Raw genomic sequence first — 18,142 nt, forward strand, 5'->3', positions numbered from 1 at the left:
GACTTTAGACTTTTTCAGGATGATTCCTCCTAAAATCTTTGGTTGTAATTTAATATGAATCTCACCACTTCTCTAATTGCTTTTAACCCTCCTCTATTTGTTAGAATTACATCACTTTCCATCTTAACTTCGTCCATTGCATTAGCAGGACAGAACCCCCACCCTACTGAACATAGGTTAGCTAAATCATTAACATCATCACCTACATATGCTACATCATTTCTTTTGAGATTGAGATCTTTCAATAAATGGTCCAACAAAGAGTATTTATCTTTTACACCCGAGTAAACATGCTCAATATTTAATTTATTCATTCTGTGACCTACTATGTCACTTTTTTCTGAAGTCATTACAACTATCGGTAAGTTACTTTCTCTAAGCAGCTCAATTCCCATTCCATCCTGCATATTATATTCTTTAGAAAACTCCCCATCGATGGAATAAGTTATGTTCCCATTCGTAAAAACTCCATCAACGTCAAGAACTACTGCTTTAATGGAGGTAGGTGTTTTTTTCTTGTGTTTTAAACGACGTAATAATAATTTTTCAACCACGACTAAATCATCTGGTTCATCTACTTCCGTAAATGTATCTTCAGGCATTTTGACTATCCCTATATTACCGCCCAGTCTATTACCTGAATGAATAAATTGAGATTTAGTAGTAACATACACGGCTCCATTTTCTACTAAAGTCCCCTTAAAATCTTGTCTTCTCGCTCTATTATTGTAATCATAGTTTATACTGACACCTTCTTCATTCCAGAAGAATCTTTTATATTCCACAACGGATAAACATGAATCATACTTATTATTCACTAATTTTTCCAGTGATTTATTAATATCCTCCTTAGTTGTCAATGGAGAAGTGGCCTGCAGAAGACATAATACGTCAAAATTATATTGTATTTTTGCAGAAAATTCCTTCATAGCAAATTCCGTGCTGGCTTCATCTGTCGCACTTTTTTCACTTCTAACCATCACATACACCTTAGTCGTCCATTTATACTCATTTTTAACAAAATTTATGATAGATTCATCATCTGTGTAAATGTATATTTCATCAAGATTACTAGCAATTGCTTCCCCTAACACCCATGTGAATAATGGTCTCCCCAATATTTTCTTTTTATTTTTGTTCACTATACTTTTAGAACCTTTTCTTAGAGGGATGATAGCAGTTGTTTTCAAGATAGATACCTCCTGACCATTTCACTTATAACTACTCATCTCCCTTGTAAATATTACTTGAAACCATCATTATCCCTTTCCATAAGCAGGCATCCAGAAGCCAGAGCTTCCCAGAAAAGGTTCAGTACAATCTAAAGAGCTTCCGTATATTTCGTATTTTCCAGTTCATCGCAGCAAAAACAGAAGCGTTTGCCGATCGTCGACTCTTCTATTGAGCGGAGGGAAAGCATAATATAACGTGTTCAAACGATAGTTGTGTGAAATATCTTGGGATTGGTGAACCAATTGTCAAACAAAAACTTGTCCGAGGACTCAGAAGATTCTTTCTGTGTTCTTTTTTCCGCTGCACCTGAGATTGTCAAAAATAATCTCTATGATATGGGATACCCGAGATAAGGGCTGCTTCTTTAACTAAATTAAAGATTACCTAAATACTTTCGAGCGATATATTTATATGAGGAGGAGGAGTATGAAAATCACAATCAATAAGACAACTGGTATATGGGATGCAAATATAAAACCAAGTTATATCATAGATGTAACACATCATGAATCCTTGCTGTTGTTTTATGGAACACCACTGCTACTAGACTCCTCAGCATTTTCACCGGAAAAATTAAGAGATTTAAAAAACATCAAGTTTAACGAACTGATTCCTCGATTGACTGGTGATTATTTTTGTGTGGAAACAAAAAATGGACAAATCACTAATTTTGCGGTTGATTTTTATGGCCACTGTCGAATGTATATGAATGAAATTGGGGAGGACATTTTCATTAGTAATGACTTATATTCACTTCCCCAGAACACAGATCTGGAGTTAGATTGGTTTCAAATTTTTTACTTCTTGAACTGGGACCATACGTGGAATGGGGGTACGTTTTATAAGCAGATTCATTTATTAGCACCTACTAAAGCATACAAACTCGCAACTAATGAGGTAACTGAAGAATATCTGAAAATGCCAAAACTGAAAAATATAAGCGTAAAAGATTCTATAATTGAGGTTTTATCAGCCATTTCAAGTAGAAGTGATGAAAAGGCTCCATTAATGATGCTCTCTGGAGGACTAGATTCTATGCATATTGCGAGTATTGCGAAGAACAATGAAATAAACCTCGACTATGTAACGGGTGAAATTAAAGATGTAGTGCTCGACGATAACATTAAAGATCAATTAGGAGTTCGAAAAATTGCTGAACTGTATAATCTAGACGTAAATCATGTAGAAGTTAAGATAAAGAATTTCTACGATAAGTGGCAGGGAAAACTCGGCGATGTACTTCCATTCGAGTATAAAGATGGCAGACTATGGATTTATATGGCTTCTCATGCCCGGGAAAACGGGTATGAAATTCTTATGAGTGGCCAAAATGCGGATGCGATCTATAATTATAGTTATACGAATGATACTTCTATAAAAGAAGTATATAAAAAGTTGATAAAAACCTATTTAAAGCCTGGAAGAATGAATTTCTCCGAACGCCTTCAAAAAACAGGCTTAAATGAATATATTATGCGTCTATATAGTACAGATAAATTCCTCCAAAAGGTGTTAGATCACAATCACTACTCTAAAGGTTTCAAGCGAATCTGGAAATATATCAACATGGATTTGCCCCTTACAAGAGAGAACTACATGGCTACCTATGCTGTTAAAGGAAATGGATACCCAAAAACTATTGGATTATATGTTTCAGAAGCTGCGAATGCAAACGGAAAAAAATTCTATGAAGGAATGTTGACAAGCGAATTTGGAAAGATGATCGACCTATATGATAAAAAAACGTATAAAACGGGTCGTGAATTATTATTGATGACAAAATTATTAGGCTATTGTCAGGGAGAAGACCTGCGTGCAATCACTGAATGTTGCAGACTAAACGGCATTAGCAGTCTCCAAATATATACAAGTGCACCGGTACTTCCTCAATATAGTAACTTACGGATCGGTATTAAAGATATATTCCGACCTAAATATAAGACTTATAGAGAAGTTAAAAAACATGGCCTACTACAGGTAAGGGAAGCGATAAATAAAGAAAAGAGTTCAGAGAATACGGTCAATGCTTCTCAAATATGGAAAATCATTTACAATATACTTTATCACAACCTGGATTTTGGGGAGTGTATAGTGCATGCAAAAAAAGCAATGGAAGAATCCGGTATGGTTAATATTGAAAAATTAAACAGCGTTATCGAAAAAGATATTGGAATAAAAATGAGAGTGGCCTGGTTGGGCTTATCCCTTAAGAAGATGGGATACACTTTCTAGATTTATCGATGTCTGCCTCCAATAGTATCGCCAACACGCTGGCGGACCACGACGTCGGCTTAAAATGGGCTCTTATTACCACCCTCGTCCTCGTACTTTTTTTCATTGGAACCACCTAACGACTTCTATTTTTCCTTAATGGCACTTGAACCCGTTACGATAGAAGACCTCCAACTCGGGAAACAGGAGGGCTGGGTAAAATCGGAGCTGGACGCACAGTTACAGACCGAGCTGAAGGATGTGCTGCTTGCTACGATCGATGGGAAAGATCAGCTGCAGGTGTTTTATTATCGTTAAAGACTCGCGAACTAAAATTCATAAAGCCAAACTTCTATAGACAAAGCCCCAGGCGGAGTTGCTAACGCCTGGGGCTTTATCTATTTTTGTATAAAGAACAGGAAAAAGGAGCTGTCAAAAAGTCATTTTTCATAACTTTTTGATACCGCTTCTTTTATAAATCATTGTCGTTCTGGCGAGGCAGCATATTGTTAAAGACATCGTTCATTGTGATGACGCCCAGGAACTTAGAACCGTCCATAACCACGGCCAGCTGCTCACTGGACCGTCGCATGTTCGTAAATGCTTCATGTAAGAGTGTGTTCGGATGCAGGACGAATGACGGGCGCGCAAGTTCCCTCGCCGGCCGGTCCGCCGGCTCAAGCAGCGTATCACGAACATGAAGGACTCTCGGGGGCCCTTCACCCTCTGCCATAACGAGGACGCGTTTGTGACCGGTACGTTCTGTTGCTTCCTGGACATCATGTGCCGTGGCATCTGAACCCACCGCTGTTGGAGCTATTTCTTTCGGAAATAAGTCAGAGACCTTTAAAGTTTCCAAATCAAGAGCGCCTGAAATCGGCCTGCGGATGGACGCGTCCAGGGCACCGACATTGGCCGAGTATTCCACAAGGTGTCGGATGGTCGCAGCATCCTGACCACCAATTGCAGCCGAATCGACGGGTTCCACGCCCGAAGCCTTCACGAGACGATTGGCTATATTATTAATCCAAAGAAGCATGGGCCGAAACAGCCATATGAATATACGGGAAGGCAAGCCGACCATGATTGCCGAGGCTTCAGGGTGGGCGATCGCCCACGATTTCGGTGCCATCTCGCCAACGACGAGATGGAGGAACGTCACAATCAGCAATGATAAAAAGAAAGAAGTTCCATCGCTCAGCCAGTATGGAAGCCCCACCTCAGCGAGTATCGGTGAAAACCAATCATCGACCGCTGGTTTAGTCACCGCACCGAGAGCGAACGTACATACCGTAATGCCCAGCTGGGCTCCTGCCAGCATGACTGTAAGTTCATTCACTGATCGCAATGCAGCTCGGGCGCCACGGCTGTTGACCGCTTCCTCTTCGAGCCGATGGCGACGGGCTCCGATTAGCGCAAATTCAATGATAACGAAAAACGCGCTTAGTGAAATGATTGCTGTTGTCACTAGTATTATAATCAAGGGGTTAGACATTATCTCCCCTCCTTGCCTGTTCCTGAACCGAATTAGGATCAACATTCTTTTCTGGTTCATCTATTTCCAAATAGATCAAGGTGGGAACCCATCTGTCCACCTCAATTATCCGCGCTACTAAGTAACGGCGGACGGGGTCATCATGAACGAGGTCAGCCGGATCTTCAGGGAGCTCGACCGTGATGGTTTCATTGACGGCTGGGAGATTACCACAATGGGCAATAATCATTCCAGCTACCGTTTCATAATCCCCACGCGGCAGTTGGTAACCGATTTCGCGTTCGGCCTCATCGACGTGCACATCTCCGCTCATTTGCCATGAGTCCTCTCCTTCAGGTTCGAAGACCGCAGGCAGTTCGCTGTCGTGCTCATCTGAAATTTCACCAACCACTTCTTCAGCCAAGTCTTCCAATGTCAAGACTCCAGTAAAGCCGCCATACTCGTCGATGACACAAGCGAGGTCATTTTTTGACTCACTCATACGCATTCGTGCCTCCGGCAGCGACATTAAAGTAGGGACGACCAGAGGAGGCCTCATAATCGAAGAGACAGGTTCATCGTAAGTCGAAGTTGTCGCCAGTACATCGACAAGATGCACAACACCAATTGGTTCATCATCGGAATTAATGACTGGATAACGGGTATGTTCCTTAGCCATCAAGGACCGCACCTCACCAATGGTTATGTCCGGCTCCACAGTATCTGCGCGAGAACGCGGTGTCATTGCGTGCTCGACGTCGCGCTGAGGGAAGTCCAGAATTCGATCTAGTACGATGGAAAGATTTTTTGGCAAATCACCGCTTTCTCGGGAGTCAGCCACGATATGCTCAAGGTCACGAGCGGTGGCACTGCTGTCGAGATCATGGACTGGCTCGATTTTCAGAAGCCTTAGAAATCCATTGGCTGCCTGATCAAAAACCTTAATCAACCATCCAAAAATCGCAAGGTAAATATTCGTTGAACGAGCAAGCTTGAGAGCCAATGGTTCGGAATTGGCAATCGCAAGGTTCTTAGGATACAACTCACCAAAGATCATCTGCACAACCGTCGACACAGCCAAAGCCAGCACAGTACCGACCGAGATGCTCACCGCGGCAGGCACACCGGCCCCGTCGAGCAGCACGCCCAGACTTTCACCCACTAGAGGCTCGGCAACGTACCCGATGAGTAGGCCTGTAACAGTGATACCAAGTTGAGCGCCAGAAAGCATGAAGGATGTCCGCTTCGTCACCGCCAGTGCACGTTTAGCTGCACTATTGCCTTCATCGGCCAGTACGCCCAACCGGGAGCGATCAACAGACATGTACGCAAACTCCTGGGCGACAAAATAACCATTTGCGGCAATGATAGCGAGAATCACGATGATGCCAAGCAGTAAAGTCAACGTTGCTATTAACATACGCAATCTACCGCCTTATCTACGTAGATTGGCTGGCTGCAATGACCTGGATCCTGAGTAAATAGACTGTAACTACTTGGTTCAGAGGCACCGGCTTCGCTCTTAGTTGACGACATATATTTCTTGCTCATTAATTTTCATCCTCCGTTGTGTACGTAATTCTTTTTCCATAGTATATAAAACTAAATATAAAAGCAATAAATTAAGATGTGGCTTCATAGGAAACCGGCCTGATCCTGCACAGGGAGGGCCTTTAAAAAATCGTGATCATATTATCTTTACGTCCTTTGATTCCAGGGGATTTATCATTTAGTAAAACACGTTGTCTTGTTCCAAGAACACCTGAGTTTTGAAGTGAAGTTAACTACCCTACTAGCACACTATCTTTTAAAAGTTCATTAGGATACCTTCCCTAAAACTTCTATAGTAAGCCGCACGTAAATTCATTCGAATAGTTAGAGTATATTATTACCTGAATTCATCGTCAGAAGCAGCTTATGAGGTAATGGTTTAATATACCTTTATCAATGGCTTTTAAACATTTATGGGAAATAGTAGATTATTCAATCCCAACCCAGCATGTACGTTTATCAAGATAATCCCTCTCTTATGACTTCATCATGAAACTCTTTTCCCACAGGTTTTTACTTGTATTCTCCATATTGTTTCCTAGTTTATTAAATATAGACCTCTAATTCCGTCTGCTGAAACCACCGAACTGAACTTTAAAACCTCCTCCAACAACCCCTTTACTCTGGTCTCCACGGGCGTTTTTACTTCCGCAGGTTGAATCTGAGCCACCATTAGTGATTATTTTTTTGGGAATATTTTTGTTCTCTAACTTACCGCCCCCGCAAATTTCAGAAAAACCTACTTCACAAAATAGGTTGTTGGTTAGGTTTATATTAAGAAATCCTTGCTTTTGTTCTCTCCTGTCATATCTTATGAAAAGACGGAATACATAATAGCGGTGGGATGGGTTTTCACTTATTTGCCCTTAATCGCCCAGAGGATATGGTTCAAGGGAGGGAAGATAATATGAAAATTGCTATTTTCAGTGACACATTCACTCCGCAGGTCAATGGGGTATCTCTGACACTTGAAAGATTAATTACCCATTTGGAAAAAGAAAAAATTGATTATCGCTTGTTTGCTCCTCAATTAAAAGGTTCCTTCTCTTCTGGCTGTATCCACCCTATCATTAGTATTCCGTTCTTTATGTATCCTGAATGCCGTTTATCAGTCCCCTACGCCCCTGGTGTGAAAAAAGAGCTCGAAGCTTTCAAGCCTGATATTGTCCATATTGCGACTCCATTCAATGTGGGGCTGACTGGACTTTATTACGCAAAGAAATTAGGCATTCCAACCGTAGGCTCTTACCACAAACATTTCGATCGCTATTTGGAGTATTATAACCTTCAATACTTCTCGAAATGGACGTGGAAATACATGAAGTGGTTTTATCAATCTTTCGAAAAGACTTTCGTTCCTTCTTATCAAACGAAAGCCGAACTTCTTCATCATGGATTCCAGAATATTTCTATTTGGAGCAGAGGAGTAGACTGTACTAAATTCCATCCATGTTCAAATGAGGTAGACATCAAAAAATGGTATGGTATTGAACAGCCATTTCTATTAACCTATGTCGGTCGGCTGGCACCTGAAAAAGATCTCGCTTTCATACCCCCTCCTCTTTCACTTGAAGAACTAGAGCTCCTTTGGCATCATGTACATCCACTACATCTCCCCTGCAAGGATTGGTAGACTCTTTGATTTGCCCGATTAAGACCCGAATAAGTAAACACACGCATTTTCATTGACGACTTGTTCATTGCATTGTTCTAAAATTTGCTCCCGTAAACCTGCAGAACATCCCATCATGTACGTTCCACTTTTGTGTCCCATTATAGCAAATGTGCGTCTTTTGTTTGATGGATTTTCCTTCTCCACTTCCCCTAGCACTCTACGCTGGTCACTTTCTCCAGAAACATACTATTAAACTTCACTTCTTCAATCTGCAGAAAATTTTTTCAAACAAAAAGATAGATTTCTGTTGTAACCAATCACAAACAGTGATACTATACTATTCATCAAATAGTGTGTCACATTACAATGAAATCCACTAATAGTATGACACATTAATCACTAAACACTTCCATAAAGGGAGGGAAGTAAAAAGAAATATATGGGTTCTATACTTACACAGGCCGTTTCATTCGGCTGATTCTATTACTTTATAAATAAGGAGATTGATAGTGACTAAAAAAGAAACGGTTTTCGTCGTGTCAGATTCGATCGGGGAAACAGCTGAACTCATGGTAAAGGCTGTAATAAGCCAATTTTTTGGACAGGATGTCGAAATTAAACACTTTTCTTATGTTGAGGACAACCAGGATATCAATAATGTCATTACGAATGCGAAATATAGTCCTTCCATCATCGCTTACACCATTGTACTTCAGGATTTAAAGCAATATCTTGACCTCAGAGCTGAAGAAGAAGGGATTTTGGCTGTCGATTTAATGTATCCTCTCATGAATGCGTTCACTCAAACATTCGATATGCAGCCCAATCGACAACCCGGGCAAATGAGAAAGTTGGATGAAAACTATTTTAAAAGAGTGGAAGCGATTGAGTTTGCTGTGAAATATGATGACGGGCAGGAAGTACGTGGATTAAAACAAGCAGACATCGTCCTCATAGGAGTATCACGAACATCCAAAACCCCGCTTTCTATGTATCTAGCCAACAAACAATATAAAGTAGCCAATGTACCTCTCATCCCAGAGCTCCCACCTCCTCAAGAACTTTTTACGATTCCAAGAAAAAAGTGCATTGGACTCATCATCTCACCTGAAAAATTAAATGACATCCGTAGAGAGCGATTAAAAAGTCTCGGTTTAACAAACGCAGCAAATTATGCATCTTTAGAGAGAATCTTTGAAGAAATAGATTGTGCGGAAAAGATCATGAAAAAAATCGGCTGTCCGATCATTGATGTGTCTAATAAAGCTATAGAAGAGACAGCTGACGTCATTTTGGCCATGTTTAATAAAAAGGGGAGTTTTGCATGATGAATAACCAATTTGTATTCTTATTTGATCGAGCGGAAAACGGCAAGAAGGAACTCCTGGGCGGAAAAGGCGCTAATTTAGCTGAAATGACCCGGATTGGTTTACCCGTTCCTTATGGCTTTACTATTACAACAGCAGCTTGTCGTGCCTATTACGATGCAGGCCAGGTCATCTCGCCAGAAGTCGAGTCCCAAGTATTAGAAGCCCTTCACACCCTTGAAGCTAACACAGACAAACGATTAGGTGATCCAGCCAATCCGCTTCTCGTTTCTGTCCGCTCAGGTGCAGTACATTCGATGCCGGGAATGATGGATACCGTCTTGAACCTTGGAATGAATGACGACACGGTAGAAGGAATGGCAGAGCTTACAAATAACCCTCGATTTTCTTATGACTCCTATCGCAGGTTTATTCAAATGTTCAGTAATGTGGTCCTGAAGGTCGACAACTACTTTTTTGAACAAAGGTTAGAAGATTTCCGTGAAGAAAAAGGCTACCATTCCGATACCGAGCTAACCGCCGAAGATTGGAAAAAGGTCATCGAAGCATTCAAATCGATTGTGCTTAAGCACGTGAAACGAACATTTCCTGAGGATCCAAAAGAGCAACTTTTCCTTACCATCAATGCCGTGTTTGATTCATGGAATAATCAGCGGGCTGTTTTATATCGCCGCCTGCACAATATCCCTGGCCACCTTGGCACGGCCGTCAATATACAGAGCATGGTATTTGGAAATATGGGAGACGATTCGGGTACAGGTGTGGCTTTTACACGAAACCCATCCACTGGTGAGTCTAAGCTTTATGGAGAATATTTGATTAATGCTCAAGGAGAAGACGTGGTGGCAGGTATTCGTACGCCTCAGCCGATTGCCAGCCTCAAGAACGAAATGCCGGATCTCTATCAACAATTAGTTGAGACATGCGAGCTGTTAGAAAACCATTACAAGGATATGCAGGATATTGAATTTACGGTTGAACGCGGGAAACTGTTTATCCTCCAAACGCGGACAGGTAAACGAACCGCCCAGGCAGCCATTCGAATCGCTGTTGAAATGGTAAAAGAAAAGATTATGGATCAACGGGAAGCTCTTTTACGTGTGGATCCAGATCAACTGGATCAGCTGCTCCATCACCGAATCGATCCTGCACATAAAAGGGAACAACTAGCTGCTGGTTTGCCCGCTTCCCCTGGAGCCGCCACCGGACAAGTTGTTTTTGATGCGGATGAAGCGGAAGCCTTAGCCAAGGATGGAAAGAAGGTGATCCTTGTCCGACCTGAGACTACACCTGATGACATCCATGGCATTGTTGCTGCCCAGGCTACCGTTACGAGTCGCGGTGGAATGACAAGTCATGCCGCCGTTGTAGCTAGAGGTATGGGAAAAGCTTGTATATGCGGTTGCGACTCCATAAAGATTCACTTAGAGTCCAAACAATTTATTGCAGGGACTGCGACCGTAAACCACGGGGATACCATTACAATTGATGGTTCAACAGGAGAAATTTTTTTAGGCGAAATTCCAATGATTGAACCCGAGCTTTCAGACGAATTCCAGATCCTGCTTCGCTGGGCGGATGAAGAAGCAAAAATGGGCGTCAGGGCAAATGCTGATAATCCAGTCGATGCGGAGAAAGCCCTGGGATTTGGAGCAGGAGGTATTGGACTTTGCCGTACAGAGCATATGTTTATGGATGCCTCACGCATCCCTACGGTCCAAAGCATGATTCTTTCTGAAACGATCGAGGAACGAAAAGACGCTCTCGATCAACTCCTGCCTATACAGCAGCAGGATTTCGAGCAAATTTTTGAAACGATGCAAGGACATCCGATCACCGTTCGCTTATTAGATCCACCACTCCACGAGTTTTTACCGGACAAAGAAGAATTGCTCGTTGATGTAACAACGCTGCAACTGACAGACCCTCATTCATCTAAGCTGCACGAAAAGCAGAACCTTTTACGGAAAGTAAAGCTATTAGAAGAATCAAATCCTATGTTAGGCCATCGGGGCTGTCGCTTAGGTATGATGCATCCTGAAATTTACGAAATGCAAGTCAAGGCCATTTTTCATGCGATGTCCAACGTGATGGACAAAGGAATGGATGTAACATCCGAGATCATGATTCCTTTAGTCAGCCATGTGAATGAATTGAAAGAAATGCGTCAACTGGTAATTTCTATTGCTGAACAAGTGCAGGGAGAAACAGGAAAGGCATTCGATTACCTGATTGGAACGATGATTGAAACACCTCGTGCAGCCCTGACAGCCGATCAAATTGCCGAAGAGGCAGACTTCTTCTCTTTTGGAACCAACGATTTAACTCAGACAACATTTGGATTCAGCCGAGACGATGCAGAGGGCAAGTTTCTTCAACATTATGTAGAAAATGATGTACTCAAAAGAAATCCATTTGTTTCGTTAGACCAAGAAGGTGTAGGGAAGCTTGTAGAACGTGGTGTGAAACTGGGAAGGGGAACAAAACCTGCTCTTAAAACAGGGATTTGCGGGGAACATGGCGGTGAAAAAGAATCGATACAATTCTGTTTTGATTTAGGGATGGATTATGTAAGCTGCTCCCCTTTCCGTGTTCCTTCTGCAAGGCTTGCCGCAGCTCAAGCAACTATACGGCATGAGCAAAATCAATGTCTAAAAGTGCCTCAACATAATTAATATGCAGCTCACATAATAATGGACCTTAAACGTAAAAAGCGCCTCTCTTATGATTGCTATCATTAGAGAGGCGCTTTTGTATGTTTATAAAAGATCATTTATTTATAAGATCATTAATAAAAAGAAAAAATTTTCCCTACGTTCATTCAATGGATTAACTGTTCTATTTCTCTAAATAAAAAAATCAGTCATTATTAAAATAGTTTTCCAACCCAGATACAATTCCCTTTGCAGCTTTTTCTTGATACGTATCTGTTCGAACAAGCTTTCGTTCCTCAGGATTGGAAATGAAACCGAGTTCAATTAATAAAGCCGGATGTTTGTTTTCTCTCAACACTTGATAAGAAGCTTGCTTAGAACCTCGATTAGTGAATTTTACATGATTGACCAAAGATCTCTGAATGGCTACTGCAAGCTGTTGACTCTCATCCACATTATTATAGAAGGTGTCGATTCCGCTTATAGATTGGTCTTTAAATGTATTATAATGCAGACTAATAAATGCATCTGCGGTAGTCGAATTACTGAGTTGAACCCGCTCTTCCACAGGAATAAACGTATCGTCTGTTCGAGTCAATGTAACGGAAGCCCCTTTATCACGCAACAGTTCATCAACCTTTTTCGCTGTAGATAGTGTTATTGTTTTTTCGTATAGCTCTGATCGAACTGCCCCTGGATCTTTTCCCCCGTGGCCTGGGTCAATAATAAAGTGATACCCAGCCAAAGTCTTTTCACCACTTTGCTTCCTTTGTCCCTCTAGATTTTTATCCTTATGCGTAATTCCGGCAGTCGTATGTTCTTTTTCATCAAGTTCTTCGAGTTTCTCATCCTTATATTGTTGAATAGTTTCTGCCTTCGGCTCCTCTTCTTCATTTTCTTCCGTTATTAGTTGCGGATCCCCTTTCCCACTCTCTCCTGACACTGCGGCATCTGGGAAACCATTTTTTTCTTCCAGCATGTTTAGAGAAACCCACGCCTCTTTTCCATTATAATATGTACTCCCCCAACCATCTGATTGCAGAAAAACCGTGACTTTTGCGCCGATTTTCAAATAACCAAGAACGGTTGCACTTTGGTTTGGTGCATCCCGCAACGTTAACGTTTCTACATTGACTTTATATAATTGCCCACTATCCGCATCAACTGTTGGTTGGAAAATAAATAGGCAGATAAGAACTCCGACAATTATTATAAGTGTATTTTTCATAAAGAATGCCCCCGATTACTAGTCTGATATATTAGCAGTTTTACCAATGTAGACTACCAATATACCTCCTGGCCCAATTATATTGAGACATGAAGTTGTAACGGGGGTGACATATATAAGAGAAACGATTCTTTATAATGAGAGACTTACAGAATTTCATAAGAACTGAGGAGGTTATAAAGCGTTTTACTAGCATCATAAAAGATTGTTGTTTGATCTGAACCTTCCATTCGGACCTATACTTGAAGACTCAGTTTCGAGATCATTATCCTGTCACATGCTAACAGTCATTTCAAAATCCCCCTTTGCTACATCTGACCCTTATAAATTTAGGAATAAAAGAAAGACCTCTCTAAAGTTTATGAACTCTTGAGAGGGTTGTAGATATTAGTAACGATTTTAAAACCATAATCAACTGAGTATGCTTATGAGTTAGAGAAAGACGTTGAAGATGAAGAGAAGGAATTATATGAAGAAACGTTGTAAAGAAGTTCCTCCATATTTTTGTACGACCCTTGCCGACAGTCATTCCTCTCTACGTAGTAAGTTTTGATGGTTTCTTAAAGGAAGCCAGAGCATTCGTCACGCAGCCGTATTCCGATGCGTGCGGACGGTCATCTCCATCTGCGTAGCCATAATCAACCATGCGGTTACGGTTGAGACAAAGCTTGGTCATTTCCGGTTTGAAGAAATCAAATAGTTTAAAACGGTCTTCCAATTCGGGAAATCTTTCCTGGTAATGATGGATGGATTCTGCAAGCAGCTGCCAGAAAGTCTTCTCACTCAGTAGATTTTGTTTTTCTAATAAATGACTTAAATAACGCAGATGACAGATAAATAGTCCTGTAAAGATAAACTGCGTCAAACCTTCCGGTGGTTCTGTACGCAGAACCGTTTTCATCTCATCTGATAAATCAGCGAGCTCAGGAAACTGCTGATCGGTAACGTTCACATCATCGACGAAGTCTTTAATTGCCAGTCGATGCGGCTGGTTATTTTTTACCACAAGAATGGTGTTCTGCCCATGTGGTGAAAAAACAGTACCGTACTGATATAGGTAATGCAGCAGCGGATCCATTACCACTTGATAAAATTTCTTCATCCATTCTTCCGGTTCAAGTCCCGACGCCTCCATCATTGCCTGAATGAAAGGCGTCCCTTTGTGATCTTCGTGCAAGAGAGCGGCGAGCGTGATTGCTTGCTCCCCTTCTTCTACATACGTATAAATGCTTTCCCGCCAAATCGCCCCTAACATTTCCAGGTATTGATACGGGGTATCCTTAACCGCGGAATAATGTTTATGGTCCACATTGATGCTGGCATTTTCACCGGGAAGAATGACGCGGCACTCCTTTTTCAAGAAATCATCCTTTTCATACATTCCTTTAATCAGTTCCGTTACCTTCGGGGCAATGAGCGTACGCTCTGATGGGAGGCCCCGAAAAACCAGCGTATTTAAAATACTCATCGGCAGCTTCACATGGTGCTTATCTGTAGAGCTTTTATTCACAAATGTGCGAATCGACTGCTGTGGAAGGTAAACGTCGTTGCCTTCACCCATGGCAATGATTTGCTTTTTCGCTATTTCCTCAGGAAAATGCTGGATCAGCTGGTTCTTCCACTGCCATTCATGCACCGGGAAAAAGTAATAATCCTCAGGGTTATGGCCTTCTTTCTCCACTTCTTGAGCGAAAGCTCTTCTTTCCTCTTTACTTAACTCCTGCTCCAGGAGACGTTCATAGGTGACCCCCTCGACCGATTGGAAGCTGGCTAATTCGTTATGAACAGCGATCCAGGAAAGCTGCACTTCCTGCTGGTGTTCGGGAGCAAACCGCAAGTATTCGTCATAACCAAAGCCAATTCTTCCTTTGTTGTATGTAATCCATGGATGACCTTTCATATATCCTTCCAGGTCGGCATAATCGGCCGATAAAAGTTGCTCTGACGTGCGGTCTGTCTTCTGCAGCAGATGGACATCAGCTATTAAGGTTGCATTGAGTTCTTTAATTAAGTGGCCTGTCGTTTCGGCCGACATACCAATGATTTCCTTCAGATCGACAAGTAGTTCAATCGCACTTTCGGCTTCTTTTTCCACCCCCTGGTCGATTTGTACGATAGATTCTTTGCTGACGTCATAGCTATCGAACAGACGCTGTTCCGCATCAAACTGGTACGCTTTACCGCTGGGGACGCTCAGTTCAAATGTCCTCTTTTTCCCGTCTGAATGAAGAACTTCCGGTTGGATCATATCCTCATACATATATTCGGCTAACATCTTTGCGATCAGCTGCTGATTAGCTTCTTTCCAATCCTGTGCGTTTAACTGTTCATGAATTTCATTTTGAAACAACAAGACGATCCCTTCTTTCTATATAAATAATGGTTATGTTACAAGTAGTTATTGATTTTTTATCATGATGTAAGACTGAATTTCGAGATGTTTGTAGCAATTTAGGGTCGTTGGGGAAGGACTCGCTTTCCTGTGGGGGAACCGGCAAGCTTCCTCGGGCTGCGCCCTGTGGGATCTCGCCTACCCCCTTCTCCCACGGGAGTCTCCCCCTTCCCCAACGACCCTTACGATATAAAAGGCTCGAAATCATCATAGGTAAACGCAAGCTGTCATTATGCGGATCACTTGTATAATAAAGCTGCAAATCAAGCTTTCTTCGTTTAAAAGCTCTACACCATGGATATCGTTTCGAGCCTCTACTTAACGTATGGGGGTTGGGAAAACGGCGAGACTCCTCTCCTATGGGATAAACATGATCGGTGAGATCCCGCAGGGCTTGAAAAGCCCGAGGAAGCTCAGCACAAGAGATGTTCGACTAAGATCGCCACGTCCTGTGGCAACGTCGAACGACCCTGCGTCGTGCAGAGCCGGAAAGCGAGTCGGTTTCCCAACCACCATCACTTATTACCAACATCTCGAAACTAATCCTTACGCAATCCGGAGCTTATGTGTAAGACTAATTAAGATAGCGGCACTGGCTGCTTTTTTGTGCCAAAGGTCTGAAACACGTGCTTCTCATCTATAGAATACACCTCACGACCAGCGATTTGGTTAATAATAACGGCATTCCGATGGGCACCTAAACCAAGATCAGGAGTTCCGACTCCGTGCGTGTGGAGCTCTCCATTTTGTATAAAAATCTCTCCCGCTGTTTGTAAACGAGTCGCCAAATCATAGCCTTTGTTTACGACAAGCCTGCCCTGTTCATCCCAAATGATCGCTTCTTTCATTTCTTTGAAAAAAGCCGGCACACGCGGCTGATAACCCGTCCCTAAAATAACTAGATCCGCTTCCACCTCCACAGGCTCCCCGGTCATCTTCTGATATCCGCTTAATCTAATGCTCTCGCCCTGCTGGTCGATTTCTATCAATTCCGTCATAGCCTGGAGATGAATGCCAGGATCCATATTGCCTACAGTTCGTTCGTATAAATGATCGTAGATCTCCGCGATCGTGTCCGCACTAATTCCTTTATAAAGAAGATCCTGTTCGTTCAGCAGCTGATCCTTTTGGGCTTGCGGAAGTTTATAAAAGAAGTCAATATAGTCCGGTGAAAAATATTCAAGACCGAGCTTGGAATACTCCATCGGGAAAAAACCTGGGGATCTCGTGTACCACTCCAGTGATCCGCCTGATTCTTCCTGACGCTTCGCTACATCTAAAAACACCTCAGCTGCACTCTGTCCCGATCCGATTACCGCAACCGACTGCCCCAGCTTGCAGTCCTGTTTTCTTGCGAGGTAAGCGGACGTGTGAAACACGGATTCTCCGAGCGCGTCCTGGAAGGCTTCCGGTACCCGCGGCTCCGTTCCTATCCCCATCACGACGTGTTTAGCGAAATAACGATACACACGACCAGTTTGCTGGTCTTCCGCTGTTACCTGATAAACCGTCTCTCCTGCGACCGGAACCGTCGTTACCTGAGTCACTTCACTGCCAAACCGGCAGGAGTCCAGCCGCTCACTGACCCAGCGGCAATAGTGATTGTATTCCTTCCTTGGAATATGGAATTTTTCAAGAAAATAAAAGTGATACAGCCGGTTATGCTGCTGCAAATAATTCAAAAAGCTGTGTTTACTCGTTACATCAGCCATGCTGACCAGGTCCGCGAAAAATGGGACCTGCAGCGTGGTTCCTTCGATCAGCATATGAGGATGCCAATTGAATTCCTCTTCTTTTTCCAGAAATAATGCCGAAATCTCCTCTACCGGATCGAGCAGCGCAGCCATCCCCAGATTGAACGGCCCGAGTCCGATACCGATGACGTCATACACCTGTTTCTCTGTGTTCATCCTTCCACCTCGCTTCAAATTCTTCACGTTCACAAAACATGAGCAATCCTTCCTTATCAGGCAGCTTTACTGGAGTAATAGGTGAGAAGCCGCACTTTTTAAAAACATGAATCATTTTTTCATTACGAATATCCGGTTCTGCCACAACCCGGGTAGTAGCTTCTTGCTGGAACTGAAAGCGAACCATGGCCCGGAGCAGGGGAAGAGCATAGCCTGAACCGAGAAATTCCTTCTCTCCAATCAAGAGATGCACGCCCTGATCCCAGGCTTTCGCTGTGTAATAGCTGTCGATCACATCTCCTTTCACCCAGTAGGCTTCCCAGTAGCTCATCACTTCCCCGTCGATCGTGCCGAGGTAAAGGGTCTGATGAGTGTCAGCAAGTGCCTTTTGAAAGTGAAGGTTAAAACGATCGAGTGAAATATTTAAATTCCAGAAGGGATGCACATGCTCTTCGTTCATCCACCGGTGCACCAATTCTACATCCTTATAGGAAGCTTGGCGGAAACCGATGGTTCGCTGTATGGTTTCGTCGTACCATTCAAATG

General features: G+C 42.6%; 12 protein-coding genes. 5 read left to right on the forward strand and 7 right to left on the reverse strand.

The genetic code is table 11. From position 1 onward, the window contains the following. Positions 1-29 precede the first annotated feature (29 nt). Positions 30-1,190, reverse strand: coding sequence for an acylneuraminate cytidylyltransferase (locus LF817_RS15510; RefSeq protein WP_253936717.1), 1,161 nt, complete (start codon positions 1,188-1,190; stop codon positions 30-32). 469 nt (positions 1,191-1,659) lie between these two features. Here LF817_RS15510 and LF817_RS15515 point away from each other — a divergent pair, with 469 nt between their 5' ends. After that, on the forward strand, positions 1,660-3,465 hold the full coding sequence (locus LF817_RS15515) for an asparagine synthase-related protein (protein WP_253936718.1): 1,806 nt from the start codon (positions 1,660-1,662) through the stop codon (positions 3,463-3,465). Positions 3,466-3,570: 105 nt separating this feature from the next. Then, positions 3,571-3,762, forward strand: a complete 192-nt coding sequence (locus LF817_RS15520) for a hypothetical protein (RefSeq protein ID WP_253936719.1) — start codon at positions 3,571-3,573, stop codon at positions 3,760-3,762. Between the two features lie 154 nt (positions 3,763-3,916). Here LF817_RS15520 and LF817_RS15525 read toward each other — a convergent pair whose 3' ends face one another. Both LF817_RS15525 and LF817_RS15530 read right to left on the reverse strand, forming a co-directional pair. Further along, on the reverse strand, positions 3,917-4,939 hold the full coding sequence (locus LF817_RS15525; protein ID WP_253936720.1) for a CNNM domain-containing protein: 1,023 nt from the start codon (positions 4,937-4,939) through the stop codon (positions 3,917-3,919). Continuing rightward, positions 4,932-6,338: a hemolysin family protein gene (locus LF817_RS15530; RefSeq protein WP_253936721.1), complete on the reverse strand. Its 1,407-nt coding sequence runs from the start codon at positions 6,336-6,338 to the stop codon at positions 4,932-4,934. Before LF817_RS15530 ends, LF817_RS15525 begins: the two co-directional genes overlap by 8 nt. Before the next feature lie 1,038 nt (positions 6,339-7,376). Here LF817_RS15530 and LF817_RS15535 point away from each other — a divergent pair. From LF817_RS15535 to ppdK, 3 genes are all read left to right on the forward strand, one after another. After that, on the forward strand, positions 7,377-8,102 hold the full coding sequence (locus LF817_RS15535) for a glycosyltransferase (protein ID WP_253936722.1): 726 nt from the start codon (positions 7,377-7,379) through the stop codon (positions 8,100-8,102). A 491-nt stretch (positions 8,103-8,593) separates the two neighbouring features. Further along, entirely contained in the window at positions 8,594-9,412 is an 819-nt protein-coding gene (locus LF817_RS15540) for a pyruvate, water dikinase regulatory protein (protein WP_253936723.1), read from the forward strand. Beyond that, positions 9,412-12,087: a pyruvate, phosphate dikinase gene (gene ppdK / locus LF817_RS15545; protein ID WP_253936744.1), complete on the forward strand. Its 2,676-nt coding sequence runs from the start codon at positions 9,412-9,414 to the stop codon at positions 12,085-12,087. The genes LF817_RS15540 and ppdK overlap by 1 nt, the downstream gene beginning before the upstream one ends. 184 nt (positions 12,088-12,271) lie before the next feature. Here ppdK and LF817_RS15550 read toward each other — a convergent pair whose 3' ends face one another. From LF817_RS15550 to LF817_RS15565, 4 genes are all read right to left on the reverse strand, one after another. After that, complete coding sequence (locus LF817_RS15550) at positions 12,272-13,294, reverse strand: N-acetylmuramoyl-L-alanine amidase (protein ID WP_253936724.1); 1,023 nt, start codon at positions 13,292-13,294, stop codon at positions 12,272-12,274. Positions 13,295-13,829: 535 nt separating this feature from the next. Next, positions 13,830-15,647 (reverse strand): IucA/IucC family protein, encoded by a 1,818-nt coding sequence (locus LF817_RS15555; protein ID WP_253936725.1) that lies wholly within the window; start codon positions 15,645-15,647, stop codon positions 13,830-13,832. A gap of 617 nt (positions 15,648-16,264) precedes the next feature. Beyond that, positions 16,265-17,596 carry a lysine N(6)-hydroxylase/L-ornithine N(5)-oxygenase family protein gene (locus LF817_RS15560; RefSeq protein ID WP_253936726.1) on the reverse strand — a complete coding sequence of 444 codons (1,332 nt, stop codon included), beginning with the start codon at positions 17,594-17,596 and terminating at the stop codon, positions 16,265-16,267. Then, complete coding sequence (locus LF817_RS15565; RefSeq protein ID WP_253936745.1) at positions 17,571-18,119, reverse strand: GNAT family N-acetyltransferase; 549 nt, start codon at positions 18,117-18,119, stop codon at positions 17,571-17,573. Before LF817_RS15565 ends, LF817_RS15560 begins: the two co-directional genes overlap by 26 nt. Positions 18,120-18,142: the final 23 nt, after the last annotated feature.

It is taken from the genome of Halobacillus sp. A1 (assembly GCF_024189295.1).
Classification (GTDB): Bacteria; Bacillota; Bacilli; order Bacillales; family Halobacillaceae; genus Halobacillus_A.

Excerpts from the sequence above, each read along its gene's own strand:
- LF817_RS15515 (WP_253936718.1), top strand. The coding sequence starts at position 1,660 with ATGAAAATCACAATCAATAAGACAACTGGTATATGGGATGCAAATATA.
- LF817_RS15525 (WP_253936720.1), bottom strand. The coding sequence starts at position 4,939 with ATGTCTAACCCCTTGATTATAATACTAGTGACAACAGCAATCATTTCA.
- LF817_RS15530 (WP_253936721.1), bottom strand. The coding sequence starts at position 6,338 with ATGTTAATAGCAACGTTGACTTTACTGCTTGGCATCATCGTGATTCTC.
- LF817_RS15535 (WP_253936722.1), top strand. The coding sequence starts at position 7,377 with ATGAAAATTGCTATTTTCAGTGACACATTCACTCCGCAGGTCAATGGG.
- ppdK (WP_253936744.1), top strand. The coding sequence starts at position 9,412 with ATGAATAACCAATTTGTATTCTTATTTGATCGAGCGGAAAACGGCAAG.
- LF817_RS15550 (WP_253936724.1), bottom strand. The coding sequence starts at position 13,294 with ATGAAAAATACACTTATAATAATTGTCGGAGTTCTTATCTGCCTATTT.
- LF817_RS15560 (WP_253936726.1), bottom strand. The coding sequence starts at position 17,596 with ATGAACACAGAGAAACAGGTGTATGACGTCATCGGTATCGGACTCGGG.